The sequence below is a fragment of the Pseudomonas sp. NS1(2017) genome (assembly GCF_002269425.1).
GTDB lineage: Bacteria > Pseudomonadota > Gammaproteobacteria > Pseudomonadales > Pseudomonadaceae > Aquipseudomonas > Aquipseudomonas reactans.
Genome location: NZ_CP022960.1, coordinates 5,010,597 through 5,036,239, shown reverse-complemented (window position 1 = coordinate 5,036,239; position 25,643 = coordinate 5,010,597). Strand labels below are relative to the sequence as shown.

Genomic DNA, 25,643 nt, shown 5'->3' with positions numbered 1-25,643 from the left:
TTTTTGCGAAGGCGCGAGGGAAATCTCACGCTGTGTTACGGGCTGGTTATTGCGCATTCCGACTACTCCCTGGTTGCCCTCAGTCCATCGGCGCCATCTGCGAAAAGGTTAATCCACATTGGCCAATTCGCCAGCCACTGGTCAAAAGCCTGAAACTTCCCGGTGAAACCCCTCATAATGGCGGCCATTTTTGTTTAGCCGTTATTCTGGTGTGCCCCCATGGAAATCAAGGTCAATTTTCTCGACAACCTCCGGCTTGAAGCCAAGTTCGACGACTTCACGGTGATTGCCGACCAGCCCATCCGCTACAAAGGCGATGGCTCGGCACCGGGGCCGTTCGATTACTTCCTGGCGTCGTCGGCGTTGTGCGCGGCGTACTTCGTGAAGTTGTACTGCCAGACGCGCAACATCCCCACCGAGAACATTCGCCTGTCGCAGAACAACATCGTCGACCCGGAAAACCGCTACAACCAGATCTTCAAGATCCAGGTCGAGCTGCCGGCGGACATTTCCGACAAGGACCGCCAAGGCATCCTGCGTTCCATCGACCGTTGCACGGTCAAGAAAGTGGTGCAGGCCGGGCCTGAGTTCGTCATCGAAGAAGTCGAAAACCTGGACGCCGACGCCCAGGCCTTGTTGATGCCCAACTCGACCTCAGAGGGTGGCACTTATATCGCCGGCAAAGACCTGCCGCTGGAGCAGACCATTGCCAACATGTCCGGCATCCTCGCCGGCCTGGGCATGAAGATTGAAATCGCGTCGTGGCGCAATATCGTGCCGAACGCGTGGTCGCTGCATATCCGCGACGCGCATTCGCCGATGTGCTTCACCAACGGTAAGGGCGCGACCAAAGAGGGCGCTTTGGCGTCGGCATTGGGCGAGTTCATCGAGCGGCTCAACTGCAACTTCTTCTACAACGACCAATTCTGGGGTGAGGAACTGGCGAATGCGCCGTTCGTGCATTACCCGGATGAGCGCTGGTTCCAGCCGGGCCCCAACGACGAGCTGCCCAGCGAAATCCTCGATGCCTACTGCCTGAAGGTCTACAACCGCGAGGGCGAACTGCGTGGTTCGCACCTGTTCGACACCAACTCCGGCAACGAAGCGCGCGGGATTGTGTCGCTGCCGTTCGTGCGCCAATCGGACGGTGAAGTGGTGTACTTCCCGTCCAACCTGATCGAAAACCTCTACCTCAGCAACGGCATGAGCGCCGGCAACACCTTGGCTGAAGCCCAGGTGCAGTGCCTGTCGGAGATCTTCGAGCGCGCCGTGAAGCGTGAAATCATCGAAGGCGAGTTCGCCTTGCCGGACGTACCAGCCGAGGTGCTGGCCAAGTACCCTGGCATTCTTGCCGGGATCCAGGGCCTTGAAGCCCAAGGCTTCCCGGTGCTGGTGAAAGACGCGTCCCTGGGCGGTGAATTCCCGGTGATGTGCGTAACCCTGATGAACCCGCGCACGGGTGGCGTGTTCGCGTCATTCGGCGCGCACCCAAGCCTGGAAGTGGCGCTGGAACGCAGCCTCACCGAATTGCTGCAAGGCCGCAGTTTCGAAGGCCTCAACGACTTGCCGCAACCGACCTTCGAAGGTCAGGCGGTGACTGAACCGAACAACTTTGTCGAGCACTTCATCGACTCCAGCGGCGTGGTGTCGTGGCGCTTCTTCAGTTCGCAGTCGGACTACGAGTTTGTCGAGTGGGACTTCTCAGGCGAAGGCGAAGATTCCAATGCCCAAGAAGCTGCGACCCTGTTCGGCATCCTGGAAGGCATGGGTAAAGAGTCGTACATGGCGGTGTACGAACACCTCGGCGCCACCGCGTGCCGCATCCTGGTGCCGGACTACTCGGAAATCTACCCGGTGGACGACCTGATCTGGGACAACACCAACAAGGCGCTGTTTTTCCGCGAGGACATTCTCAACCTGCACCGCCTCAACGAGGAAGCGTTGCAAGCGTTGGTCGAGCGCCTGATCGAAAGCGAGCTGGACGACTACACCGATATCACCACCCTGATCGGCATCGAATTCGATGACAACACTGCCTGGGGTCAGCTGACCATCCTGGAGTTGAAGCTGCTGATCTTCCTGGCCTTGCAGCAATATGAAGAGGCCAAGGAGTGCGTGGAGATGTTCCTGCAGTACAACGACAACACCGCTGAGCGTGGCCTGTTCTACCAGGCGATGAATGCGGTGCTGGAGATGGAACTGGACGATGACCTGGAACTGGCGGACTACGAAGCCAACTTCCGCCGCATGTTTGGCAATGAGCGGATGGATGCGGTGATTGGTTCGGTACAGGGCGATGTGCGCTTCTATGGTTTGACGCCGACCAGCATGAAGCTGGAAGGGCTGGATCGGCACCTGCGCTTGATCGACAGCTACAAGAAACTGCATGCGGCGCGAGCCAATATCACCTCAGCCTGACGCAAATCCTTGTAGGAGCTGGCTTGCCGGCGATGCAGGCACCTCGGTGTTTCAGATGTACCGAGTTGATGCTATCGCTGGCAAGCCAGCTCCTACAGGGGATCGTTTTTCGCTTTCAGATTTTTGCCAAGGCCTGAGCCAAGTCCGCCCGCAGATCCTCCACATCCTCAACCCCCACCGACAACCGCACCAACCCATCGCCAATCCCCAACTGCGCCCGCGTTGCCGCCGGGATGCTCGCATGGGTCATGATCGCCGGGTGTTCGATCAGGCTTTCCACGCCGCCAAGGCTTTCGGCCAGGGCGAAGATCTTGACGTTTTCCAGGAAGCGCGTGGCGCCGGCCAGGTCGCTGTTCAGGTCAATCGAAATCATCCCGCCAAACCCACGCATCTGTTTGCGCGCCAGTTCATGCTGCGGATGGGACGTGAGGCCTGGGTAATAAACCCGTGCCACTTGCGGTTGCTGCTCCAGCCAGGTGGCGAGGTCCAGGGCGTTGCTGCAATGGCGTTCCATGCGCAGTGCCAGGGTTTTCACGCCGCGCAGGGTGAGGAACGCGTCGAAGGGCCCGGCGATGGCGCCGACCGAGTTTTGCAGGAAGCCCAAGCGCTCCGCCAGTTCGGGGTTGTCGCCGACAATGGCGATGCCGCCGATCACATCGGAGTGGCCGTTGAGGTATTTGGTGGTGGAATGCACCACCACATCAAAACCCAGTTCCAGCGGGCGCTGGATCCAAGGGCTGGCGAAGGTGTTGTCGGCCACACAGATAATGCGGCGATCACGGCAGATTCGGGCGATGGCGCTCAAGTCGGTCAGGCTCAGCAGCGGGTTGCTGGGGGTCTCGACCCAGACCATGCGCGTGTCGTCCTGCAGGCTTGCTTCAAACGCCGACAAATCGCTCAGGTCAACAAAGCTGAAACGGTGCCCGGCGCTGCGTTGGCGCACTTTGTCGAACAGCCGGAAGGTACCGCCGTACAGGTCATTGCCGGAGACGATATGGGCGCCGGCATCCAGCAACTCCAACACCGTCGAAATCGCCGCCAGCCCGGAGGCGAAGGCAAACGCCTGGCTGCCGCCTTCCAGGTCCGCCACGCAGCGCTCCAGGGCAAAGCGCGTGGGGTTGTGGGAGCGGCCGTAGTCGAAGCCTTTGTGCACGCCGGGGCTGTCTTGCAGGTAGGTGGAGTTGGCGTAGATCGGCGGCATCAGCGCGCCCGTGGTCGGGTCGGGGGACTGTCCTGCATGGATCACACGGGTGGCAAACGCGCTTTTATCGGACTGACTCATGCAAGGGATCTCCGTAGGTGGTTGAGCAGGTCGACGCGGGTGATCAGGCCGTGGAAGCCGGATGCGTCGGCAATAATGGCGACCAGGCCGCGATCCAGCTCCGCCTGCAGTTCTGCCAGGCTAGCGCTGGGGGCCAGGGTTTGCAGGGTATCGGTCATGGCGCTGGAGACGATCATGGAAAAGTGCGTAGCGTCCTGGTGCAGGCCCAGCAGGATGTCGGATTCATCGATCACACCCACCAGCTGTTGACCGTCCACCAGCACTGGCAACTGCGATACATCCGCGAGGCGCATGCGCTGGAAGGCGGTGAGCAGCGTGTCGTCGGGGCTTACGCTGATCACGCGGCCGTCCTCGAAGCGCCGCGCGATCAGGTCGCGCAGGTCGCCATAGTGCTTGTAGTGCAGCAGGCCGGCGTCATTCATCCACTGGTCGTTGTAGACCTTCGACAGGTAACGGGTGCCGGTGTCGCAGACGAACGTCACCACGCGTTTGGGCTCGGTCTGTTCGCGACAGTAACGCAGGGCGGCCGCGAGCAGGGTGCCGGTGGAGGAACCGCCGAGAATGCCTTCGGCCTTGAGCAACTGCCGGGCATGGTCGAAACTTTCTTCGTCGCTGATGGAGTAGGCATGACGCACGCTGGACAGGTCGGCAATCGACGGAATGAAGTCTTCGCCAATGCCTTCCACCGCCCAGGAGCCCGGCGTTTCCATCTTGCCACTGCGGCTGTATTCGGCCATCACCGAGCCCACCGGGTCGGCCAGCACCATGGCCAGCTCGGGTTGCACGCGCTTGAAGAAGCGCGTCAGGCCGGTGAGGGTGCCGGCTGAGCCGACGCCGACAACGATCGCGTCGACATCATGCTGGGTCTGCGCCCAGATTTCCGGCGCGGTGCTGGTTTCATGCGCCAGGGGATTGGCCGGGTTGTTGAATTGATCAGCGAAGAACGAGCCCGGAATGTCCTTGGCCAGCCGCGCGGCCACGTCCTGGTAATACTCGGGGTGGCCCTTGCCCACGTCGGAACGGGTGATGTGCACCTCGGCGCCCATGGCCTTCAGGTGCAGTACTTTTTCCGTGGACATCTTGTCGGGCACCACCAGCACCACCCGGTAGCCCTTGGCCCGGCCGACCAGCGCCAGGCCCAGGCCGGTGTTGCCGGCGGTGGCTTCGATAATCGTACCGCCGGGGCGCAAGCGGCCGTCGCGCTCGGCGGCGTCGATCATGGCCAGGCCGATACGGTCCTTGATGGAGCCACCGGGGTTCTGGGATTCAAGCTTGAGAAACAACGTGCAGGGGCCGGTATCGAACCGGCTGACCCGAACCAGCGGCGTGTTGCCGATCAGTTCCAGGACGGCAGGGCGGGAAAGCGTGGGCATGTCGTCACCTGAATACGAATGGGTTGGACAGCAAAAGGCAAAGCATGGGTTCGACGATAGGCCGGGATCGGTCCGGTCGCAACCGGACGGTCCGTTGGCTGTCTGTTTTTGGCGCATTAGCCGGTCGGGTTCAGTACCTGCTGCAAGCGCGTGACGACGGCGCTACTGGCGGCCTGCATGGGTGCGCGCAATTCGCTGCCGGTCAAGCCTTGCAGGGCCAGCGCGGCCTTTACCGGTGCTGGATTGGGCTCCATGAACAGCGTGTTGATCAGTGGCAGCAACTGGAAGAATGTCGCTCGCGCCTCAGCCAGTTGGTTGTCGCGCACTTGCTGGAAAAGCGCCACAAATTGCTCGGTGTGCAGGTGAGCCGAGGCCGCAATCGCACCGGTCGCGCCGAGGCACAGTGCGTTGAAAATCTGCACGTCTTCACCACACAACACGTCCACGTCACCGCTGGCCAGCAGTGCAAGGGTGTTGCCCAGGTTGCCACCGCAATCCTTGATCGCTTTGATGCGCTCATGGGCGATGATGTTGAGCAAGGTCGCCTGCTCGAAAGTAGCGCCAGTGCGGTAGGGAATGTCGTAGAGAATGATCGGCACGCTGGAGGCATCGGCCACGGTGCGGAAAAACGCCTCCAAACCCGCTTGGGACGGCCGGATGTAACTCGGCGCCGGCACCAACAGCCCAGCCACCGGGCGTTGCAGGATTTCACGCTGGAAGTGCAGCAGCTCAATCTGGTTATAGCCCGCCAGGCCCATCACCACGCGGTGCGCCGGCACCCATTGCAACACCGCGTCGAGCACCGCCAATTGTTCCTGACGACTCAGCGCCGCCGCTTCCCCGGTGGTGGTGCACACCATGATTCCGGCCACGTGCTGTTCCAGCAGGTGGCTGACCAGGCGGTGCAGGCCGATGAAATCAATGGCGCCGTCTTGGAACGGCGTGACCACGGGAACCCAGATACCTTGAAACGATGACATGCACTTTCTCCTGATGATTGACCGCTGGAGTCACCGTCAGAAGGGCAGAGGGAATTGTGCAAGGGAGGAAGACCGTCGCGCTCAATGTCCTGTCAGCTCATCTGACGGGACAGCGCGCCCCGGTCACATGAGCGACTGTTTCTTCGATTTGAGGGCGTGCGCAACGCAACCTTGCGCCTTGGCAATGGAGCCAATGGCGAAGAGGTTAACGGAAGACGTTGCAGACATGAGATGACACACCCTGAATAAGGCCTCCATCTTCATGGAATATTACGGAGTGTGTCAACGGGGTGTATTCGAGTTTATATGGCCGTCGCCGGATATGTGCGAGTCGCAAACGTCCTGCCGTGCTTTCAGCCAACCGGTAGTCTATTCGGACATTCCGGGAGAACCTCGATGATCCGACGCGCGTGTTTGGCCGCTTTGCTGACCCTGTCTGTGTCGACCGCCTTTGGCGCCTCGACCTACGATCATTTGTATGCCTTTGGCGACAGCTATTCCGACAATGGCGCGGGCGAAGCGCTTACCTCCCGGCTTGCCGCGCAGCAGGTCAAGGACGCCCAGGCACTGCCTGGCCCGCTGTACTGGAAGGGACGCTGGAGCAACGGCCCAACCGCCGTCGAAGGCCTGGCCCAGGCATTGAAGACACCGCTGACCGACTACGCCGTGGGCGGCGCCAAAAGCGGCCACGGCAACTACTACACGTGGCTGATGCCGACCCAGGACACAGGTGTGCTTGGCCAAGTCGCCGAGCACTTGCAGGCCGCCAAGTCCCACAAGGCCGACCCCAAGGCGCTGTATTTCATCTTCATCTCGGCCAACGATTTTTTCGAATGGGCCGACTTCTCCCATCCTGAAACCATCGAGGCCTTGAGCGAGTCGAGCCTGGCCAACATCCGCAACGCCACCGAGCAACTGGTGGCCGCGGGGGCCAGGCATGTAATGGTGGTGGGCACGACGGACCTCAGCCACGTGCCCGCCGTGGTGCAGGGCAACCAGGTCGACAACGCGAAGCACTACCAGCAATTGCTCGCACAGAAGCTCCCGGCCATATTGGCGCAGATTGGCGTAGCGAAGGTCACCTACTTTGATCACCTGGCGTTCAGCGACGCGCTACGCGCCAATCCGCAAGCCAATGGATTCGCGGACCTGGACACACCGTGCCAGGCCACCTACCCGGACGTGAAACCGGTGTGCGCCAATGCCGATGCGCATTACTACTGGGACGAATGGCACCCCACCCGCAAGGTCCAAGCCCTGGCGGCAAAGGCCATGCTCAAGGCATTGCCTTAGCCAGCGGCCACCGCCGCTTCAATGGCGGCGATGTCGATCTTCTTCATGGTCATCATCGCGTCAAAGGCGCGCTTGGCGACGGCCGGGTCCGGGTGGGTGACGGCGTCCGTCAGCACACGCGGTGAGATCTGCCACGACAAACCCCACTTGTCCTTGCACCAGCCACAGGCGCTTTCCTGGCCGCCGTTGCCGACGATGGCGTTCCAGTAACGGTCCGTCTCGGCCTGGTCGTCAGTAGCCACCTGGAACGAAAACGCCTCGGTATGGGGGAAGATCGGCCCGCCGTTGAGGCCGATGCAAGGGATGCCCAACACCGTGAAATCCACGGTCAGCACATCGCCCTGTTTGCCTGACGGGTAATCGCCGGGCGCCAGGTGCACAGCGTTAACCTTGCTGTCGGGGAAGGTCATGGCGTAGAAGGTGGCGGCCTCCAGGGCAGTGCCGTTGTACCAGAGGCAGAGGGTGTTTTTGCTTTTCATGGTCGGTCTCCACGGAAAATCCGTGCGTAGAGTCTAGACGGCCAGTTGCTGCTCGATGGCGCTCTTGTCGATGACCGACCAGACGTGGGCAAATCTACCGTCCTGCACTTCGTAGAACACATTTTCGTCGAACGTCACCCTGCGCCCATTGATCGGCAGCCCGAAGAACTCGCCCCTGGGCGTCACAGTGAAATTCAGGCGACTGGCAACCGTCGGCGGATCGGCCACCAGCAGTTGGATGCGGAACACCAGGTCCGGTATCTCACGAAAATCCCGTTCCAGCATCGCGCGGTAGCCGGCGAGGCCGACTCGTTCGGCGTTGTAGGTTACGTCCGGGTGCACGAAGTCACCCAAGCGCTGCCAATCCTGACGGTTCAGGCAGTCGATATAACCTTGGTAAAAGGCGGCGAGTTCGTCTCTAGTCATGTCTCAAGCCCTGCGCGCCATCAACAACACCGTCGCCGCTGCCGACAGCAATCCCGCGCAGCACCGATTGAAAATCCGCTTGCCCCGCGGCTCGGCAAACCAGCGGCGCATGTGCAGGCCCATATAGGCGTAGGCGCTGATGGCGATCCACTCCAGCGCCAGGAACATCGCGCCGAGCAGCGCGAATTGCGGAGTGATGGGCTCACCGGGCACCACAAATTGCGGGAGGAAGGCGGTGAAGATCAGGATTGCCTTCGGATTGCCGGCCGCCACCAAAAACTCCTGCCGCGCCAACGCCCACAATCCCACCTTGGCCGTCGCGGACTGCGCCTCTGCCTCCGGATTGGCTCGCCACAACTGAAACGCCAGATAAAACAGATACGCCGCGCCCAGGATCTTGATCCCATAGAACAACAATTCCGATGTTTGCAGCACCACTGCCAAACCCGCTGAGGCGAGGGCGATCATGCCGGCGAAGGCCAGCAAACGGCCGATGCCCGCCAGGCATGATGTGCGGTAGCCGTAGCGTGTGGAGTTGCTCACGGAGAGCAAGTTGTTCGGGCCCGGCGCCATGTTCAGGGCGAAGCAGGCGGGGAGGAAAAGGGCGAGGGTGGCGAGGTCCATGGCGGCTCCGGGTTCGCGGGGGCGGGGAGGTGTGAGGATAAGGGGAGTGGAAGTCGTTGGACAGCCTTAGTCGTTCGTGTTTTGAGCTATCGCGGCGTTTGCGACATCAGCGGCCATCTGTTCAGCACTGCGCATCCCGTCAATCCTTAAGACCGGAGCCGTCTGCTGTGACAGCCATGCCTCATGCCACGCACGGTTGCGCCCTGAGAAATTCGGATCGTCGTATTGCGAAGCCCATTCCCGAAATGCCACGTGTATCGCGTGCATATCACCACCGGGTGCGATCCGATCGCCAAAGCGCGCCTTTTCGCGGGCAGCCAGGCGTTCGAGGCGAACGGGCGTGGGGGTGACCACAAAGACAATCAGGTCGGCATCAGCAATCAGCGCATCGCCCCAGACCATGCAGGAACCGCTCAGTACCCAGCCGTCGTCACCGCATGCTTGCTGCATCAATGACACGCGGTCAGCGGGAGGTCGCTTGGTTGTGAAAGGCGGGTTTGTGGGCATCCAGTAAAAGTCATCGACGTCGACGTGTCGTATACCGAGCCGCGTGGCGAGGTTGTGACCCAGCGTGGTGACGCCTGCGCACGATGCACCTGTGATGTAGATCCGCATTTTTCCTCCATGAACACACGCCGGGTCCCAGGTCAGGGAGATGTCCTGCCCAGGTATTTCAGGGCAAAGGTTTCGGGGTGACGGTGTACCAACCCGACGGGGTTTTGGCACACACCTGCGGCCTTAGCGGTGTTTCAACCGTGTTGTTGTTCTGAACGGAGAGTTGGCGAACGGCAATCACGCAACCGGCCTTGAACGTGCTGATTTTGACCATCTGCAGTTCCATTTCATAGTCTTTGCCGGGCTCGGGAATGAGTGTGACAGGCGCGGGAAAGCAGGACATTTGCGAACCGCCCATGGCGAACCCTGCAATAAAGGGTTTACCCGCCGCAATGACGTGCTCGTCATACACTTTGGGCGATTGGTTGATGGCTTTGCTCGCCTTGCTGCCAGGCATGCCAATCACGCTGTTCTGGCTGTCGGTGGCTCTGAAAGGGTAGAGGCCCGCCGAGTCGACATGCGTTTTTTGCCATCCGGCTTCTTCAGGCGTTTTGGTCAGCAGGGATCCGTTGTAAAACGCTTCGCAGGTCTGGCCACTGAGGAAGCCCGCATTGGTGGTGTCACCCGTAATAAACCGGATTCGGGCCGAGTTGGCCGGGTCGTATTGGCTGATCTGGGCTTCGTTGCGCACGTCGGTTTTGGTGGTGGCGCAGCCGATAAGCGTCAAGCTGAGCGCCAGGGGAAAGAGAGAACGCATGGGTAACCTTCATATCCTGTGAGGGTGGGGCTTGAGGGAGAGACCTATTGATCAGCGTTCCAAACCGCCAGTTCATAGCCATCCGGATCGGTGAAGTGGAACCTGCGTCCACCCGGGAACGAAAATGTCTCGCGGGTGATGACAGCCCCCAGGGCTTTGAGTCGCTGCTGCGTGGCATCGAGATCATCGGCGTACAAAATAACTAACGGGCCACCCGGCCGAACCGGCTCCCCCGTGGTGAACCCGCCTGTCAGACGCCCATCGCTGAACTCCGTGTAGGTGGGGCCGTAATCGACAAACGTCCAGCCGAACGCGCCGCCGTAGAAGGCTTTGCTGCGGGCAATATCGCTGACGTTGAATTCGATGTTGTCGATTTGCCGGTCTTTACCTTGAGTGCTCATGCTTGCCTTCCTGGCTGATCTTTTCGAGCGGCGAGTGTAGCGTGAACGCCAGCCTGCATGAAGACGGGAATCATGCCTATGATGCACTCGACTACAGAACTGACCGGAGTGGACAGCGTGCTGAAGATTGGAATCCTGGGCGTCGGTGAGCTGACGGAGAAGGTAGTGATCGGCCTGCGGCGTAGCGGGTTTGACGGGCGGGTCTTGCTGTCTCCGCGTAACCACGAACGTGCGCAGCAGCTCGCTGAACAGTGGGACTGTGAAGTGATGGCTGACAACCAAGAGGTTGTCGATGGGGCGGACTTGTTGGTGCTGGGCGTGCGCCCGGAGGTGGTCGATCAGCTTTCGAATGAAGTGCAGCTCAGACCTGAGCAAACGCTGGTGTCGTTGGTGGCTGGATTGCAGTTGGCCGAGTTGCAGCGCCGGTTCCCGCAGGCGCGTGTGGTGCGCGCCATGCTGTCCTATGCCGCGCAGATCAACCAGACGACTGTGGTGATCACACCCGGTGGCGAACCCCATGCAACACTGCTGGGCGCGCTCGGTTCATTGGTGGTGCTGGACGAGGAAGAGGCGTTCGAACTGGCTACTGTTGCGGCCTGCATGAACGGTTGGTTCTATTTCTTCCTGAGTGATCTTCAGCAGTGGTTTACCGATAAGGGCCTGTCAAAGGATCAGGCCGCCCAACTGGTGATGGGCAACCTGCAAGACTGCCTGGCCAGCGTCCGCCACCAGCCATCCGTGAGTCTGGAGGCGTTGGGTAGCGCTATTGCCACGCCCGGCACCTTTACGGCAGCCGGGTTGGAGGTGCTCAGGAATAAGGGTGCGTCCCAGGCATGGAGGGCGGCGGCGGATGGGGTGCTTGAGCGGCTGCACAGGGGGAGTGAGCGGGAATGAAGCCTCGCGTCAGCGTCGCTTCATCCCCGTTCTAATTACCCCGCGACAGCCGGCACGGGGGTGTTGAGCAATTGTTGCTCCCACAGGTACGCAATGCCGCTACCCGCGGCATGCTGCTGAAGCACCTCGGTCAGTGCGCCGGCAGTCTCGCTGCGCGCCCAGTCGCGCTGCCATTCGGCGGCAATCGCCAGCCAGGTCATCATGTTCGCGCCGGCTGCAATCATGCGCTGGATGGCAACCTGATGGGCCTCGACGGAAACAGCGCCCGATGCGTCGGTGATCACGGTCACGTCCCAGCCTTCGCCGAGGGCTTGGATCACCGGCATGGCGACGCAGATTTCAGTCCACAGGCCCGCGATGACCAGTTGCTTGCGGCCAGTAGCTTTTACCGCGTCCACGACGTTCTGGTCTTCCCAGGTGTTGATGAGCGTACGGTCGATGACCGTTTGGCCGGGAAACACATCGGTGATTTGCGGGAAGATGAAACCGCCACGTTCGGCGATTACGCTGGTCAGGATGGTGGGTACGTTGAAGGCCTTGGCGGCTTTGGCTAGCGCCGTGGCATTGTTGACCACCATCTGCGGCTCATGACTGTTCAGGTTGGTGAGTTGGTAAGGCTGATGGTCAATCAGAACGAGTACCGAATCTTCCGGGCGAAGCAGCGAGTCAATGCCGTTACGAAAAGTCATTCATACATCCTTTGTTGTCGTTGTGAGCGGGATCAGCTATCAAGCAGTGCGCAGGTCGCCGCATTGCTTGTGGACAGCACTGTGCTTTTCCCACACTCATTGCGGTAGTCGCGTGCAGTGGTTAACTGTGTCGCTCAAAGGGGAACACTGATTTGGATATCGAAGAACTTCAGACCTTCGTGGAGGTTGCCGATGCGGGGGGCGTTTCGCCTGCTGCGGTGAGGCTTGGTGTGTCCAAGTCAATCGTCAGTCGCCGGTTGGCGCGCCTGGAAGCCGAACTTGGCGTGCAGTTGCTGGCCCGGTCTACGCGCGGGGCCGCGCTGACTGAGGCCGGCGCCACGTTTCGCGACTATGCCGCCAGGGTCTGCGCGGAGATGGACGTCGCCAGGGAAGCGATCCTGCCCGCCGGCGCGTTGCGAGGCCGCCTGCGAGTGGCCGCGCCGCTGTCTTTCGGCCCCACCCATTTCGCCCCCGTGTTGGCGGAAATGGCCCGACGACACCCGCAACTGCATATCCAGACCTGCTACAGCGATCGTTTTGTCGACCTCATCGCAGAGGGTTATGACTGTGCGATACGGGTCGGCTACCTGCAGGACTCCAACCTGATTGCACGCTGCATCGGTCCGATCAAGGGCAAACTGGTTGCGAGTCCGGGGTATATCAAGGCCTATGGTGCGCCGCAGAAGCCGGAGGAGTTGATCGCCCATCAAGCTCTCATGCAGAGCACCGAAGCCTGGCAATTTCTGGATGGCGACAAGGTCGTTGCCGTGCGTCCCCAGGGGCGCTTCAAGGCGGACAGCGGTGTGGCGTTGGTGGCCGCCGCCGTAGCTGGGCTGGGGATCGCGTACCTGCCCGATTGTCTCACCCATGACAGCCTGGCCAGCGGTGCGCTGGTGCCGATCATGACGGCGTATCCACCCCCTCCGGCAGGTGCCTACATGGTGCGGCCGGCAGGTCAGCATCCCGCTCAGAAGATTCGGGTTCTTACCGAACTCCTGATTGAGTATTTCGGTACGTCTCCGCACTTCGCGGGTGACGTAGCCAGGTGACAACGCTGGGCCGGGCGCGATTTACAGCCGATGGTGCTCCAGCAAAAAGTCCACAAACACGCGGATCCGCGCCGGCATGCTCGCACCGCCGACAAACACCACGTGGATCGGCTCCCTGTCGCCGGGGTTCCACGATTCCAGCAGGGGCACCAGGTCACCGCGTTGCAGGTCTTCTGCAACCGTGAACTCGCCGATGCGTGCGATACCGGCGCCTAATCGCGCCAGTTGAGCGAGCGCTTCGCCACTGCTGCATTCGATATTGCCGTTTATCTTCAACGAGAACTCCCGGCCGTCACGGGCGAAAGGCCAGTCGGATTGGGCACGGCGGAAGTTGAAGCGCAGGCAGTTATGTCGCAGCAAGTCGTTCGGTTCCAGCGGTGTACCGTGTTGCTGGAGGTATGCAGGCGACGCCACCAGCGCCTGGCCGGTGTCGCCAATGCGGCGCGCTGTCAGCGGGCTGTCTGGCAGGTCGCCAAAGCGGATCGCCACGTCAGCCTGGCCGCCGAGGATGTCGACCACTTCGTCGCCCAAGGTCAGATCCACCACAATGTTCGGGTAGCGGGCGCTGAACGCCGCGACCAACGGCACGATGGCCATGCGCCCGTGGCCCAGGGCCGCACTGACCCGCAGCCGGCCTTTGGGCGCGCCCTGGTCGGCGATGGCTTCCTCGACTTCGTCCATGTCGGCCAGGATGCGCCGGGCGCCGCGAAGGTACGCCTCGCCTTCGGCGGTGAAGGCGAGGGCGCGGGTCGTGCGAATCAACAGGCGGGTGCCCAGGCGTTGTTCTGTGCGTGCGATGACGCGGCTGACGGCCGAGGGCGTCAATCGTAATGCCCGCGCCGCCGCCGACAGGCTGCCTTCCTGCGCCACCATCGCGAATACCGCCATTTCGCCCGACCTGCCGTTGAAGTCCATTTTTGCCTCGCGCGCAAAGGTGATTGCCATTTAAACGGTCTAGTGCCGTTAAAGCGTTGATCGTAGCATTTGCGGCATAAATGAGGAATCTTCCATGCGTATCAATCCACCCCTTGTAGCCCTTGCCGTCGGTGCCTTTGGCATTGGCGTCACTGAGTTCGCGCCCATGGGCATGTTGCCCACCATCGCCAATGACCTTGGCGTTTCGATTCCCACTGCGGGGCTGTTGGTCAGCGCCTATGCCCTGGGGGTGTTGCTCGGCGCGCCCCTGATGATCTTGACCACGGGCAAGATTCCCCGTCGTCACTTGCTGGTCGGGCTTATGGCCATTTTCACCCTGGGTAACGTGATGTCGGCGCTTGCAACCGGCTATTACGACCTGTTGATTGCCCGCGTCATCACTTCGCTCAACCACGGCGCTTTTTTTGGCGTCGGTTCCATCGTCGCGGCCAGCGTGGTCGCGCCGGACAAGCGTGCCGGCGCCGTCGCCGCGATGTTTATGGGCCTGACCCTGGCGACCATTGGTGGTGTGCCACTGGCGACCTGGTTTGGTGAACTGCTGGGCTGGCGTACGGCGTTCTGGGGCATTGGCGGATTGGGCCTGGTGACCATGGTCGCGCTGTGGTTTGCGCTGCCTAACCTGCCACTGCCGAAAAGCGACGGCGTGCTGGCCGAGATCAAGGTGTTGGGGCGCGGTTCGGTACTGGCGGCACTGGCCCTGACCGTGGTGGGTTCGGGTGCGATGTTCACCGTGTTTACCTATATCGCGCCGATCCTGAGCAACGAGACCCACGCGTCTACGCCCTTTATTACCGCCATGCTGGTGCTGTTTGGCGTCGGGCTGACCCTGGGCAATATGTGGGGCGGCAAGGCGGCAGACCGCTCGATCGACCGGACCCTGATCGTCTCGCTGAGTGCACTGATCCTGGTCCTGCTGGCCTTTGCATTCTTGATGCGCTGGCCGATTCCGGCTGCGGTGAGCATCCTCATCTGGGGCATCGCCAGCTTCGCCGTGGTGCCGCCGTTGCAGATGCGTGTGATGGAAGCGGCCAAGGATGCGCCGAACCTGGCCTCGGCCGTAAACATCGGCGCCTTCAACTTCGGTAACGCGATTGGCGCCGCAGTAGGTGGCGCCGTGATCAACGCAGGGCTGGGCTATCCGGCGATTTCCCTGGCCGGCGCAGCGATGGCGGGTTTGGGGCTGTTGATGGTTGTGAGCTTCGCCTGGAGCTCCAAAGTTCGCATGGCTGCGGCAGTGTAGGAGATCGAGCCTCGGACCTATCGCGAAAGCAAGGGCGCCGCGTCTTTTTCCTCCGAACCCACGTCATGCAAGGAAATCCGCGACGTCTCCGGCAACGCCAACCCACCCGCCAACGCCAGCAACGCGATGGCAATCAGGTAAAACGCCGGTGACAGATTGCTGCCCGTGGTGCTGATCAACCAGGTCGCCATCAACGGCGCGGTGCCGCCGAAGATCGTGTAGGCCAGGTTGTAGGTGATCGCCGAGGCGGTGTAGCGCGTGCGGGTCGGAAAGGTTTCCGACAGCAAGGCGGCCGTGACCACGCCACACAGCACGGCCCCCACCGCCAGCAGCATCACGCCGACGATGGAGGCCGCGAACGAGCCGGAGCTGGCCATCAGGAACGACGGATACACCACCACCATCAACAACACACAGGCGGTCATCACGGTGACACGACGGCCGACTCGATCCGAATACAACCCCGCCAGTGGGCAGATCGCCGCCGCGAAGATCAACGCAATCAGCGACACCAGCAACGCCATCGCCCGACTCAAGCCGCCCGCCACTTGCAGATAGGTCGCAAAATACGTGGTGAACATATAAAACGACAGCGCCGTCAGTGACACAAAAGCGCCCAGGCAGCAGATCGCCGCACCATGGTTGCGCAGGGTTTCCTTGAGCGGGGAGTGGGCCACCGTGTGTTCTTCCTTCACGGCCTGGAAGGCGGGCGTCTCGTCCAGCTTCCAGCGCAGGTAAAGCCCCACCAAACCCAGCGGCGCGGCGATCAGGAACGGCAGGCGCCAGCCCCAACTGCCCATGGCTTCTGCAGACAACGACGCTTCCAGCGCATACGCCACCACCGCGGCGGCGGCGAAGGCGGAAAACGTCGACACCGGCACGAAGCTGCCGTACCAAGCGCGCTTGTCACTGGGCGCGTGCTCCATCAGATAGGCACAGGCCCCGGCGTATTCGCCCCCGGCGGAGAACCCTTGGGCGCAGCGAATCAGCGACAACAGGATCGGCGCCGCAACGCCGATGGCGGCGTAGGTCGGCAGCAGGCCGATCAGGGTGGTGGCGCCGGCCATCAACAGGATCGTCATGGCCAGGGTGCGCTTGCGGCCGATGCGGTCGCCGAGCATGCCGAAGAAAATCCCGCCCAGTGGTCGGAACGCAAACGCCACGGCAAACACGGCGAAGGTCTTGAGCAATGCCGCGCTGGCGTCACCACTGGGGAAGAATTGCTGGGCGATGGTGGTGGCGAGGAAACCGTAGACGGCGAAGTCGAACCACTCGACAAAGTTACCGATGCCGGCGGCGATAATGACCTTTCGCAAGGTCTGGGGGCTGACCTGTTCGGTGGATGGGCTCGTCATGGGGGGAGGCCTCGGGATAGGTGCGGGGATGACTGATTATCGGGCCAGGCTGCTGGGCGACGGGGCCCAAAAGAGTCGTCCGCGTAGTCAGTAGCGACTTGGTCGTGTTGGGGGAGGCAGGAATTGGGCCAGGTGAGGCAAGGCGCTTGTGCGCAACTGTGGTTAAGACTTTAACAATGGTTTACATCGCTGAACCGTTGATGCCGTTATGGTTTGTGGCTACTGGTAAACATGATGAGTACCCCATGCAGTCGAGCGACAATCTTTTGAATCCGGAGCTGATCAACATCCGGCGACTGTTCGCAACGCCCTTGGCCAGCATCCAATACCCGAATGCCGACACGCTCAACGCCGAGCTCAAAGCGCTCATCACCCACCGCATGGCGCAGGATCAGAACGGCGCCCAGCGCAGCAACGATGGCGGTTGGCAGTCCGCGAACGATTTTCAGGCGTGGGGTGGAGACGCCTGCAGCGCGTTGGTGACATTCGCCACACAGTTCGCCACTGAACTGACCGCGGTTCATCACGAAGGCGTCGGATTAACCGTGCCCGGTTTCGAGTGGAAACTCAACGCGTGGGCCAATGTGAACGAGGCGGGCCACAGCAATGCACTGCATGGGCACCCTGGCGCATTTTGGTCGGGCGTTTACTGGGTCGATGCGGGTGGTCGTGAAGAGGATGCCGCCGTCGGCGGCGACCTGGAATTCGTTGATCCACGCGGCATGGTGGCCTCGACCTACAATCCCGCCTTGCGCATGCGGGTCGAGGATTGCCTGACCGCCGGGTTCAGCAGCACCTGCGTTGCCAGCAGCGGGACATTGATCATGTTTCCGTCCTGGTTGATGCACTCGGTACGACGCTTTGAGGGGACGCGGCCGCGGATCTCCATCGCGTTCAACTTTGGGGTATGAGAGGTGGGCGGGCTGCCCCTATGACCTCCCGAATCACTTGCGCAAGTATCCGGATGCCTTCATCAATCTGCTGCACTGTAAGCCCGGCATAGCCGAGTATCAGGCTTGCCGGTCGTTCACCCGGCGTAGTGAACAGGGGTGATAGCGGATAAACACCGATCCCGCGCTCAAGCGCCATCGCCTGCAAGGCGTGTTCATCCCGCGCGTGCAGGTCGGGCAACAACAAGACGCCATGCAACCCGGCGGCCATGCCCTCCAGTTTTCCCAGGCCCGGCAAGTGGTGGTCGATGGCGTCCAGCAGGGCCTTTCGACGGCCTTCGTTGTCACGGCGCAAGCGGCGTAGGTGGCGCTCGTAGGCGCCGCTGTCGATCAACGAGGCAAGCACGTTTTGCTCCCAGCGGGTTTCGTTGCGATCGGTCAACCGCTTGGCCTCGCGAAACACGCCCACCAGTTCGCGCGGCAGTACCAGGTAACCCAACCTCAGTTGTGGCGAAAGCGCCTTGGAGAAGGTGCCGACGTAGATCACGCGGGCCTCGGCATCCATCGATTGCAAGGCGTCGATGGGACGCTGGCCGTAACGGAACTCGCCACCGTAATCGTCTTCGATGATCCAGGCACGATGACGGCTTGCCCAGTTCAGCAGTTCGACGCGTCGCGCGATGGATAGCACGGCGCCCATGGGGAATTGGTGCGACGGGGTGACGTAGGCCAACCGTGCGCACGGGTCATCCGGCAACCGTTGTGTCTGCAAACCGGATACATCCACCGGGATGGGCAAGGCGGTTGCGCCGGTGGCCTCGAAGCAATAGCGGGCCATGCGGTAGCCTGGGTCTTCGAAGATGAAGGCGTCGTCAGGGTTGAGCAGCAAGCGGGCACACAGGTCGAGCCCTTGCTGGGAGCCGTGCACCACCAGTAGTTGCTCGGTATCGCAGGTCAAGCCACGGGCGCGGCGCAGGTAGCCTTGCAGCGCCTGGCGCAAAGCGGCTTCGCCTTCGGGCTGGCCGTAAGGCCGCGTAGGTTGGCGCTTGATCAGTTCGGCTCGATAGGCGCGGTTCCAGCCCAGTGCCGGAAAGTCCCGCGATGCGACCGCTCCGTATCGGAAGTCGATGCGCGCGGTGGGAGAAACCATGTGATAGGGCGTGAGAGCGGCAACCCGCTGCCCATAGCGCGACAATGCGGGTGGCGGGCTGTCGCGGGGCACGGTGCCAACGACAGGCAGCGCCACGGCAAGGGCTGCGACCCTGGCGGCCTTGCCCACGGCGGTCACCACAAACCCTTCGGCAGCCAATTGCTCGTAGGCGGCGGTGACCGTGGTGCGCGAGACCCCAAGCGTCTCCGCCAGGGCGCGGGTGGAGGGCAGCTTGGCGTCGGGCGCCAGGGTGCCGTCCTCTATCTGCGCTCGCAGCTGGGTGTAGAGACGGCGTTCCGCGCCGCGCCTGGGGTTCGATAACTGGCCCATGGAAAAACCTCAAAACTGGTACTTTTTGCGGTGCCGGTGATGCGCGAGATTATGACGTCTCTTCTCTGCGAAATGAATGCACTCCATGGAACTTGAGCTGACAACCACGACGATCCTGGTGACCTTTGCCGGGGTCTTTTTGATCTGCTTTATGAAAGGCGCCTTTGGCGGCGGCTTTGCCATCGTCGGTATTCCGCTGCTGTCGCTGGTGATGGACCCGATCACTGCCGGCGGCTTGCTGGCGCCGTTGTTCATCGCCATGGACCTGTTCGGCCTGCGCTATTGGAAACCGTCGACCTGGTCAAAGCCCGACCTCAGGTTACTGGTACCTGGGTTGGTGGTCGGGATTGGCGTTGGCTACCTGCTTTTTCGCGTACTGGATCACCGGGCGATTGCCATCGTGATGGCGGTGGTCACGCTGGTGTTTGTCGGCCTGTGGTTCAGGGCCGGGGGAAATGTCAGTGTGAAGCCGCGCTCAACGCCGAAGGCCGTGGCCGCTGGGATTACCTCGGGAATCACCACCATGGTTGCGCATTCCGGTGGGCCACCGTTGGCGATGTACTTGCTGCCACTGGGCCTGAGCAAACAGGTTTACGCCGGAACCACCAGCCTGTTTTTCACCGTGGGCAATGTACTCAAGGCGATTCCCTGGTTGATCCTCGCCAGGCCGACCGGCAACGTGTTGGGCCTGGCGCTTATCTGTTTGTTCGCCGTGCCCAGTGGCGTGTGGCTGGGTTGGCGGCTGCATGCGCGGTTGGATCAGCGCCAGCTCTATCGCGCCTGCTATGGCTTGCTGATTATCACGGCGCTGAAGCTGTTGTGGGACGGGATTGGGGGCTACTGGGCCTAGGGGTGAAACCTGCGTCCCAACGCATCCAGCCGCACTGCAATCGGCGGTAGCTGCTCACTGCTGCGCGCCAGGGTTTCGACATCGTTGGCGGTGCTTTGCGCAATGCTCTGCACCGACTGCAACCGCCCGACAATCTCCAGGTTCGCGCTGGTCTGCTCACGGGTGGTGGTCACGATCCGGCCATTCAGATCGTCGATGTGCGCAATGTCGCTACCCACGGCGCGCAGCATGTCGACGGCCACCTGGCTGTCTTCCACGCAGCGCTCCACGCCTTGGCGACTGTGGTGCATGGCTTCCACCGCTTGGCGGCTGCCGTGTTGCAGGCCTTCGATGATGGTCTTGATTTCCTGGGTGGACACTGCCGTGCGCTGCGCGAGGCTGCGCACTTCGTCGGCGACCACGGCAAAGCCTCGGCCTTGCTCGCCGGCGCGGGCGGCCTCGATGGCCGCGTTGAGGGCGAGCAGGTTGGTCTGGTTGGCGATGCTGTTGATCACTTCGAGCACGGTGCCGATCTGCTCGGCTTGCACGGCCAGGCCCTGCACGGTTTCGTGGGTGCCGTTGAGGCGGGCGGCCAACTGCGTGATTTCCTGCTGGGCACGGCTGACGCTTTCCTGACCGCGCAGGATCTGTTGGCTGGCCTTGCCGGCGTGGTCCACCGCTTGCTCGACGTGCACGGTGATGTGGCCCATGGCGTCTTCCATGCGCTGCATAGAGCCGGTCATCTGGGTGATCTCGGCCAATTGGTGCCGCGCGCCTTTTTCCAGGGTGCCGCTGGCGCTGGCCAGTTCCTGGCCGAGTTGGCCGAGGCCGTGGGAGTCGCGGGCGACGCCGTCGATCAGGTGCGTGATCTGTTGCAGGAAGTGGTCGAAGCGCTTGGCCAACGACACATGCACCTTGCCTTCTCCTTGGGTGGTTTGCGCGCTGAATTGGGACGTGACTGCGAGCATCTTCTCCAGCATTTCCTGGCTCTCAACCGCTTCGGCTTGGCTGTGCACGGCCAGGTAGAGCAGGGCGACGGTTTCCATCACCACGTAGAACGCATGGACGAACACCATGGTCCAGCCGCCATGATGTTCCATCACAAACACCGGGAAGCCTTGGTGTTGCAGGGCATGGAACACCACGTGATGCACGGCGATGGTGGCGGCGGCGACCAGGATCGGCAGCCAGTCACGATAGAACGTCAGCACCGCCAACAGCGCGAAGATCCCGAAGTGCGATTCGATCACGCCCTGGGCCTGGTTGATGTGCAGTGCCGCCATGACCATCAGGCCCGCGCCGAGGGCGCAACGCATCACGCGGGTGCCGCCTATGGCACGGTACAGCGCCGTGAGCACCACGCTGGTGCCGCCGCCGATTACGGCGGCTTGCATCAAGGTGTCGTGCCAGAACGCCAATCCCAGGGAGAACAGGAACATCAACCAGATCAATGCCAGCATGATGCGGTCGGCTTTACGGTAGTGCTCGAAAAAACGCGCGCGGGTGGGCATTCACACTTACTCCCTGTGGTCTGGCCGAATCAAAGTGAGGGGCAGGGTGGAGCGAATCAGGTGTTTTTGGTTTTTATTGGATTCAGTGATGCCAAACGGTTATCGGCATGCGAAGGAGGGACTTGAGGAACGGCTACCCGGGCGGGTAGCCGTTGATCGGATCACGATCAGAAGCTGTACTTGGCCGTGACGCCGAAGCTGCGCGGGTTGCCGTAGGTGTCGGTCGAACCCCAGATCGGGCTGGTGGCGATGGCTGAGTAGTAGGTGCGGTCGAAAATGTTGTTCACGTTCAACTGCAGGTCCAGGTGTTTGTTCACCTGGTAACCGGCCATCACGTCGGCAACGGCATAACTGCCTTGTTCCAGGCGATAGGTATTGCTGTTGGCAAGCACCACATCGTTGTACATGCGGCTCTGCCAGTAGACGTTGCCACCGATGCGCAGTTTTTCCAGTGGGCCCTGGAAGCGGTAGGAGGTGGTGAGCTTGAACAAGCGTTCCGGGGTGTCGGTGTCGAAACGCTGGTTGTTGTTGGCTGGTTTGGTGTCCTTGATGTAATGCGCGCGGGTGTAGGTGAACCCGCCGCCGACTTGCCAGTTTTCGGTGAGTGCACCTTGCAGTTCAAGGTCTATGCCTTGGCTACGTACCAGGCCGGAGGCTTCGTAGCAGGCCATGATCGGGCAACCGGCTTGGCTCTCGGGCAGGGTCGCACGGTTTTTCTGGTCGATCTGGAACACCGCCAGGCTGGCGTTGAGCGCGCCGTTGAAGTATTCGCCCTTGATACCGACTTCATAGTTTTCACCGACGATAGGCTTCAGCGGCTTGTCCGAGAAGTCGCGGCTGGTCTGCGGTGTGAAGATGTCGGTGTAGCTCGCGTAGACGGAGTACTGGTCGTTCAGGTCGTAGATCACACCGGCGTAGCGCGTGAGGTTACGGGTGACTTTGTAGTCGCCGTCGCCTTGGCGGTCATCGTAGTCATACCAGTCCACGCGTGCGCCGAGGATCACCTTGAGCGGGTCTGCGAGGTTGAGGCGGGTGGTCAGGTAAACGCCATCCTGGGTGGTGATGCTGTGGCCTTTGCCGTCGCGTACGAAGTCCGGTTTTGCCCCGTTGAGCGGGTAATTGGTGTCGTAGGGGCTGTATTCCTTGGACGTGGCGTCGTAGATGCGCTTGCTGGTGCCGACCACCACTTCATGGGTGCGCCCGAACGCTTCGACCGGGCCGCTGAGGAACGTGTCCAGGCCGTACTGCTTGTCGTCCTGGTGCGATTGATAGGCGGTGCGCGCCAGTGTGGTCTGGTAGCGCGACTGGTAGGTGCCGGTGAACACGCCATCCAACTGTGAGGACGAGCCCGCGATGTGCAGCTTCCAGTCGTTGGCGAAGCGATGTTCGATATCACCGAAGACAGTGTCGATGGTCAGCTTCTTGTTTTCCCAGTCGGAGCCGGGGTTGGTGGAGCGGGGCAGGTTCAGGTGATGGCCGTCGGTGCCGATGGGCAGGCCGCCCCAGAAGAAGTTGGTCTGGTCTTCCTGGCGCGAGAAACCCAGGGTGGCGGTGGTGTTTTCGCTGAGGTCGGCTTCGCCGATCGCGTAGAACAGGCCGTGGTCGCTTTCTTCGCCTTTGCGGAAACTGTTGGCGTCGCGGTAGGAGCCGACAACGCGGCCACGCAGGGTGCCGCTGTCATTCAAGGCGCTGGAGGCGTCGAATTCGCCGCGATAATCGTCCCAGCTGCCGGCGGCACCGGTGATCGATACCTGCGGCGTGGCGGTCGGGCGCTTGCGCACAAAGTTGATCGCCGCCGAAGGGTTACCGGCGCCAGTGACCAGCCCGGTGGCGCCGCGAATCACCTCTACACGGTCGAACATCGCCAGGTTGGGCTGCACGCTGTTGGCGTAGCCGGAATAGGAACTGGGAATGCCGTCGAACATCATGTTGTCGATGTCGAAGCCACGTGAGCTATACGTCTGCCGGCCAGGACCGCTGGATTGGCTGAGGAACAGGCCGGGGGTGTTCTTGACCACGTCGTTGACGCTGGTCATGGCCTGGTCGTCCATGCGTTGGCGGGTGATGACCGTGACGGCCTGGGGTGTTTCACGCATGGTCAGCGGGAGTTTGGTGGCGGTCGCCATCTCGCCGGTGGTGTAGGACTGGGTGCCTTCGGTGGTCTGGCCCAGTTGTTCAGTGCTGATCTGGGTGGCACCCAGCTCCAGTGGGGCGGCTTTTTCCGCCTCAGCGGCAAAGGCCGCCGTTGAACTCGCAAGGCAGACGGCCAACGCCATCAGACTGGGTGAAAAACCTTTGCCGCCGTGTTGTTGCACAGACATGGAACTGACTCTCCCCGAATGCCGTCCATGGCGAATAATAAAGATGTTGATAATTATTCGCATCAGTGTGGCAGATTGAGCGTCCGGGAAAAAGCCTTTAATGAGAATCAGTTAATGAATTTTTCACATTTGATTAGCAGCGATTTGCCACCTCGCCCCTCAAAAACGTGACCTTGTTGGTCACTATTCACGCGTTGGAATTGCCACGCGACTCGTCGCCTTGACTTCCCTCAGCGCCAGACTCGACTGAATCGACGCAATCCCCAACTGCCGCCGCAACACGCTCTCGACAAACTCGCTGTAGCTGTCCAGATCTTCCGCGAGGACCTGCAACAGGTAATCCGCATCGCCGGTGATCTTATGGCACGACAACACCTGCGGCAGCTCCTTCACCACGGCTTCAAACGCATCCGGCGCGTGATCGGTGTGGATCGCGAAACGCACATGCACGAACGCCATGATGTTCAACCCGAGCAGCTTGCGATCGAGATTGGCCTGATAGTCTTTGATGACACCTTCCTCTTCCAGGCGCTTACGCCGACGCCAGCAGGGCGTGAGGCTCAGGGATAGACGCTCGCTCAACTGCGCATTGGAAATACTCGCGTCTTCCTGCAGTAGCGCGAGGATGGCGAGATCGGTGTCGTCAAGAACGACCTGCTTGGTTTTATTTTTCATAATTCGGCGCTGTAGGGGTAGATATTCCCGATAAAACTAACAGCGCCGCAAATAAAAGCAAAGAAAGCCCAAGGCTGCCAGAACAAAATAGACCCTGTCTTTTACTGGCGGATGCCCACCTATGTTGACTGTTTTTAGCGAAGCCCACCGTTTGCACCATGGCACCGAACTCAAGGACGGCGTGCTCAAACCCTCGTTCGAACAACCCAGCCGCGCCGACACCGTGCGTGATCGCGTCAGGCAGGTGGGCCTGGGCGATATCATCACGCCGCGCCGCTTTGACCGGGCCTGTTACGTCAACGCCCACAGCGAACGCTACGTGGCATTCCTCGAGTCGGCCTGGGCCGAATGGACCGCCATTGGCCGCAGCCATGACGCATTGCCCCTGGTTTGGCCGGTGCGTGACCTGGCCAACCATCAAGTCCCGGACTTCATCGACGGCAAGCTCGGTTTCTTCGCCATGGACGCCGGCTCGCCGATTACCCGCACCACCTGGGATGCGGTCAGAACCAGCGCCGATATCGCCTTGACCGGCCTGGCGCTGATCGACGAAGGCCATCACAGTGCATTCGCCCTGTGCCGCCCACCCGGTCACCACGCAGCCCGCGAATACATGGGCGGTTATTGCTACCTCAACAACGCAGCGATTGCCGCGCAGCAGGCTATTACTCAAGGCGCCAAGCGCGTGGCGGTGCTGGATGTGGATTTTCATCACGGCAACGGCACGCAGAATATTTTCTACGATCGCCCAGACGTGCTGTTCATCTCCCTGCATGGCGATCCGGCAGTCTCTTACCCGTACTTTTCCGGTGCCGCCAGTGAACGCGGCGCGAGCGCAGGGGAGGGCTTCAACCTGAATTATCCGTTGCCGAAAAACACCACCTGGGCGCACTACCAAATCGCCTTGATCAATGCGTGCCAGCAACTGCGCGACTTCGCGCCCGAGGTGCTGGTGATCTCCCTAGGCGTCGACACCTTCAAGGACGACCCCATCAGCCATTTCCTCCTCGACAGCCAAGACTTCCTCGGCATGGGCGAAATCATCGCCAGCGTCGGCGTGCCCACCCTGTTCGTGATGGAAGGCGGCTACATGGTCGATGAAATCGGCATCAACGCCGTCAACGTGCTGCACGGTTTCGAAAGCCGCACCCGATAACAACAACCCTTCGTCTTTTCTTCTGCCAAA

At 61.3% G+C, this 25,643-nt stretch carries 24 protein-coding genes; 8 read left to right on the top strand and 16 right to left on the bottom strand.

Annotated elements, in window-relative coordinates; genetic code table 11:
• The first annotated feature begins 219 nt into the window (after window positions 1-219).
• A complete protein-coding gene (locus CI807_RS23475) occupies window positions 220-2,418 on the top strand; it encodes an OsmC domain/YcaO domain-containing protein (protein ID WP_095016433.1) in 2,199 nt (732 codons plus the stop codon).
• Window positions 2,419-2,533: 115 nt separating this feature from the next.
• Here the strand turns inward: CI807_RS23475 and CI807_RS23470 are convergent, their stop codons facing one another.
• The 3 genes from CI807_RS23470 to dapA all read right to left on the bottom strand — a co-directional run bounded on the left by CI807_RS23470 (window position 2,534) and on the right by dapA (window position 6,053).
• Entirely contained in the window at window positions 2,534-3,700 is a 1,167-nt protein-coding gene (locus CI807_RS23470) for a cystathionine gamma-synthase (RefSeq protein ID WP_095016432.1), read from the bottom strand.
• On the bottom strand, window positions 3,697-5,073 hold the full coding sequence (locus tag CI807_RS23465) for a cystathionine beta-synthase (protein ID WP_016979941.1): 1,377 nt from the start codon (window positions 5,071-5,073) through the stop codon (window positions 3,697-3,699). Before CI807_RS23465 ends, CI807_RS23470 begins: the two co-directional genes overlap by 4 nt.
• Before the next feature lie 116 nt (window positions 5,074-5,189).
• Entirely contained in the window at window positions 5,190-6,053 is an 864-nt protein-coding gene (gene dapA, locus CI807_RS23460; protein WP_095016431.1) for a 4-hydroxy-tetrahydrodipicolinate synthase, read from the bottom strand.
• Window positions 6,054-6,449: 396 nt separating this feature from the next.
• Here dapA and CI807_RS23455 point away from each other — a divergent pair, with 396 nt between their 5' ends.
• Entirely contained in the window at window positions 6,450-7,346 is an 897-nt protein-coding gene (locus CI807_RS23455; RefSeq protein ID WP_095016430.1) for an SGNH/GDSL hydrolase family protein, read from the top strand.
• On the opposite strand, the gene CI807_RS23450 is transcribed toward CI807_RS23455, so the two are convergent.
• From CI807_RS23450 to CI807_RS23425, 6 genes are all read right to left on the bottom strand, one after another.
• On the bottom strand, window positions 7,343-7,825 hold the full coding sequence (locus CI807_RS23450) for a VOC family protein (RefSeq protein WP_068932877.1): 483 nt from the start codon (window positions 7,823-7,825) through the stop codon (window positions 7,343-7,345). The genes CI807_RS23455 and CI807_RS23450 overlap by 4 nt on opposite strands.
• 33 nt (window positions 7,826-7,858) lie before the next feature.
• On the bottom strand, window positions 7,859-8,251 hold the full coding sequence (locus CI807_RS23445; RefSeq protein WP_095016429.1) for an ester cyclase: 393 nt from the start codon (window positions 8,249-8,251) through the stop codon (window positions 7,859-7,861).
• 3 nt (window positions 8,252-8,254) lie between these two features.
• Window positions 8,255-8,875, bottom strand: coding sequence for a LysE family translocator (locus CI807_RS23440; RefSeq protein ID WP_095016428.1), 621 nt, complete (start codon window positions 8,873-8,875; stop codon window positions 8,255-8,257).
• A 66-nt stretch (window positions 8,876-8,941) separates the two neighbouring features.
• A complete protein-coding gene (locus CI807_RS23435; protein ID WP_095016427.1) occupies window positions 8,942-9,490 on the bottom strand; it encodes an adenylate kinase in 549 nt (182 codons plus the stop codon).
• A 58-nt stretch (window positions 9,491-9,548) separates the two neighbouring features.
• Window positions 9,549-10,157 carry a hypothetical protein gene (locus CI807_RS23430; protein ID WP_256578604.1) on the bottom strand — a complete coding sequence of 203 codons (609 nt, stop codon included), beginning with the start codon at window positions 10,155-10,157 and terminating at the stop codon, window positions 9,549-9,551.
• A 74-nt stretch (window positions 10,158-10,231) separates the two neighbouring features.
• Window positions 10,232-10,588, bottom strand: coding sequence for a VOC family protein (locus CI807_RS23425; protein WP_095016425.1), 357 nt, complete (start codon window positions 10,586-10,588; stop codon window positions 10,232-10,234).
• Between the two features lie 117 nt (window positions 10,589-10,705).
• Here CI807_RS23425 and CI807_RS23420 point away from each other — a divergent pair, with 117 nt between their 5' ends.
• Window positions 10,706-11,482, top strand: coding sequence for an NAD(P)-binding domain-containing protein (locus CI807_RS23420; RefSeq protein ID WP_095017611.1), 777 nt, complete (start codon window positions 10,706-10,708; stop codon window positions 11,480-11,482).
• Between the two features lie 35 nt (window positions 11,483-11,517).
• Here the strand turns inward: CI807_RS23420 and CI807_RS23415 are convergent, their stop codons facing one another.
• Window positions 11,518-12,171, bottom strand: a complete 654-nt coding sequence (locus tag CI807_RS23415) for a hydrolase (protein WP_095016424.1) — start codon at window positions 12,169-12,171, stop codon at window positions 11,518-11,520.
• Between the two features lie 152 nt (window positions 12,172-12,323).
• On the opposite strand from CI807_RS23415, the gene CI807_RS23410 reads away from it, so the two are divergent.
• Window positions 12,324-13,220: a LysR family transcriptional regulator gene (locus CI807_RS23410; protein WP_095016423.1), complete on the top strand. Its 897-nt coding sequence runs from the start codon at window positions 12,324-12,326 to the stop codon at window positions 13,218-13,220.
• A 21-nt stretch (window positions 13,221-13,241) separates the two neighbouring features.
• Here CI807_RS23410 and CI807_RS23405 read toward each other — a convergent pair whose 3' ends face one another.
• Window positions 13,242-14,135: a LysR family transcriptional regulator gene (locus CI807_RS23405; protein ID WP_095017610.1), complete on the bottom strand. Its 894-nt coding sequence runs from the start codon at window positions 14,133-14,135 to the stop codon at window positions 13,242-13,244.
• Window positions 14,136-14,229: 94 nt separating this feature from the next.
• Here CI807_RS23405 and CI807_RS23400 point away from each other — a divergent pair, with 94 nt between their 5' ends.
• Complete coding sequence (locus tag CI807_RS23400) at window positions 14,230-15,396, top strand: MFS transporter (RefSeq protein ID WP_095016422.1); 1,167 nt, start codon at window positions 14,230-14,232, stop codon at window positions 15,394-15,396.
• Window positions 15,397-15,413: 17 nt separating this feature from the next.
• Here CI807_RS23400 and CI807_RS23395 read toward each other — a convergent pair whose 3' ends face one another.
• Window positions 15,414-16,751: an MFS transporter gene (locus CI807_RS23395; RefSeq protein ID WP_095016421.1), complete on the bottom strand. Its 1,338-nt coding sequence runs from the start codon at window positions 16,749-16,751 to the stop codon at window positions 15,414-15,416.
• A 245-nt stretch (window positions 16,752-16,996) separates the two neighbouring features.
• On the opposite strand from CI807_RS23395, the gene CI807_RS23390 reads away from it, so the two are divergent.
• Entirely contained in the window at window positions 16,997-17,662 is a 666-nt protein-coding gene (locus tag CI807_RS23390; RefSeq protein WP_095017609.1) for a TIGR02466 family protein, read from the top strand.
• On the opposite strand, the gene CI807_RS23385 is transcribed toward CI807_RS23390, so the two are convergent.
• Entirely contained in the window at window positions 17,646-19,121 is a 1,476-nt protein-coding gene (locus CI807_RS23385) for a PLP-dependent aminotransferase family protein (RefSeq protein ID WP_095016420.1), read from the bottom strand. The two genes, CI807_RS23390 and CI807_RS23385, sit on opposite strands and share 17 nt — an antisense overlap.
• An 85-nt stretch (window positions 19,122-19,206) precedes the next feature.
• Between CI807_RS23385 and CI807_RS23380 the strand changes: the two genes are divergently transcribed.
• Complete coding sequence (locus tag CI807_RS23380; RefSeq protein ID WP_095016419.1) at window positions 19,207-19,971, top strand: sulfite exporter TauE/SafE family protein; 765 nt, start codon at window positions 19,207-19,209, stop codon at window positions 19,969-19,971.
• On the opposite strand, the gene CI807_RS32030 is transcribed toward CI807_RS23380, so the two are convergent.
• The 3 genes from CI807_RS32030 to CI807_RS23365 form a co-directional block, all read right to left on the bottom strand.
• Window positions 19,968-21,461: a methyl-accepting chemotaxis protein gene (locus tag CI807_RS32030; protein ID WP_095016418.1), complete on the bottom strand. Its 1,494-nt coding sequence runs from the start codon at window positions 21,459-21,461 to the stop codon at window positions 19,968-19,970. The two genes, CI807_RS23380 and CI807_RS32030, sit on opposite strands and share 4 nt — an antisense overlap.
• Window positions 21,462-21,628: 167 nt before the next feature.
• Window positions 21,629-23,782, bottom strand: coding sequence for a TonB-dependent siderophore receptor (locus tag CI807_RS23370; protein ID WP_095016417.1), 2,154 nt, complete (start codon window positions 23,780-23,782; stop codon window positions 21,629-21,631).
• A 183-nt stretch (window positions 23,783-23,965) separates the two neighbouring features.
• Entirely contained in the window at window positions 23,966-24,457 is a 492-nt protein-coding gene (locus tag CI807_RS23365; protein WP_016978088.1) for an Lrp/AsnC family transcriptional regulator, read from the bottom strand.
• 121 nt (window positions 24,458-24,578) lie between these two features.
• On the opposite strand from CI807_RS23365, the gene CI807_RS23360 reads away from it, so the two are divergent.
• A complete protein-coding gene (locus CI807_RS23360) occupies window positions 24,579-25,613 on the top strand; it encodes a histone deacetylase family protein (protein WP_095016416.1) in 1,035 nt (344 codons plus the stop codon).
• Window positions 25,614-25,643: the final 30 nt, after the last annotated feature.

Excerpts from the sequence above, each read along its gene's own strand:
- CI807_RS23475 (WP_095016433.1), top strand. The coding sequence starts at position 220 with ATGGAAATCAAGGTCAATTTTCTCGACAACCTCCGGCTTGAAGCCAAG.
- CI807_RS23470 (WP_095016432.1), bottom strand. The coding sequence starts at position 3,700 with ATGAGTCAGTCCGATAAAAGCGCGTTTGCCACCCGTGTGATCCATGCA.
- CI807_RS23465 (WP_016979941.1), bottom strand. The coding sequence starts at position 5,073 with ATGCCCACGCTTTCCCGCCCTGCCGTCCTGGAACTGATCGGCAACACG.
- dapA (WP_095016431.1), bottom strand. The coding sequence starts at position 6,053 with ATGTCATCGTTTCAAGGTATCTGGGTTCCCGTGGTCACGCCGTTCCAA.
- CI807_RS23455 (WP_095016430.1), top strand. The coding sequence starts at position 6,450 with ATGATCCGACGCGCGTGTTTGGCCGCTTTGCTGACCCTGTCTGTGTCG.
- CI807_RS23450 (WP_068932877.1), bottom strand. The coding sequence starts at position 7,825 with ATGAAAAGCAAAAACACCCTCTGCCTCTGGTACAACGGCACTGCCCTG.
- CI807_RS23445 (WP_095016429.1), bottom strand. The coding sequence starts at position 8,251 with ATGACTAGAGACGAACTCGCCGCCTTTTACCAAGGTTATATCGACTGC.
- CI807_RS23440 (WP_095016428.1), bottom strand. The coding sequence starts at position 8,875 with ATGGACCTCGCCACCCTCGCCCTTTTCCTCCCCGCCTGCTTCGCCCTG.
- CI807_RS23435 (WP_095016427.1), bottom strand. The coding sequence starts at position 9,490 with ATGCGGATCTACATCACAGGTGCATCGTGCGCAGGCGTCACCACGCTG.
- CI807_RS23425 (WP_095016425.1), bottom strand. The coding sequence starts at position 10,588 with ATGAGCACTCAAGGTAAAGACCGGCAAATCGACAACATCGAATTCAAC.
- CI807_RS23415 (WP_095016424.1), bottom strand. The coding sequence starts at position 12,171 with ATGACTTTTCGTAACGGCATTGACTCGCTGCTTCGCCCGGAAGATTCG.
- CI807_RS23405 (WP_095017610.1), bottom strand. The coding sequence starts at position 14,135 with ATGGACTTCAACGGCAGGTCGGGCGAAATGGCGGTATTCGCGATGGTG.
- CI807_RS23400 (WP_095016422.1), top strand. The coding sequence starts at position 14,230 with ATGCGTATCAATCCACCCCTTGTAGCCCTTGCCGTCGGTGCCTTTGGC.
- CI807_RS23395 (WP_095016421.1), bottom strand. The coding sequence starts at position 16,751 with ATGACGAGCCCATCCACCGAACAGGTCAGCCCCCAGACCTTGCGAAAG.
- CI807_RS23390 (WP_095017609.1), top strand. The coding sequence starts at position 16,997 with ATGCAGTCGAGCGACAATCTTTTGAATCCGGAGCTGATCAACATCCGG.
- CI807_RS23385 (WP_095016420.1), bottom strand. The coding sequence starts at position 19,121 with ATGGGCCAGTTATCGAACCCCAGGCGCGGCGCGGAACGCCGTCTCTAC.
- CI807_RS23380 (WP_095016419.1), top strand. The coding sequence starts at position 19,207 with ATGGAACTTGAGCTGACAACCACGACGATCCTGGTGACCTTTGCCGGG.
- CI807_RS32030 (WP_095016418.1), bottom strand. The coding sequence starts at position 21,461 with ATGCCCACCCGCGCGCGTTTTTTCGAGCACTACCGTAAAGCCGACCGC.
- CI807_RS23370 (WP_095016417.1), bottom strand. The coding sequence starts at position 23,782 with ATGTCTGTGCAACAACACGGCGGCAAAGGTTTTTCACCCAGTCTGATG.
- CI807_RS23365 (WP_016978088.1), bottom strand. The coding sequence starts at position 24,457 with ATGAAAAATAAAACCAAGCAGGTCGTTCTTGACGACACCGATCTCGCC.
- CI807_RS23360 (WP_095016416.1), top strand. The coding sequence starts at position 24,579 with ATGTTGACTGTTTTTAGCGAAGCCCACCGTTTGCACCATGGCACCGAA.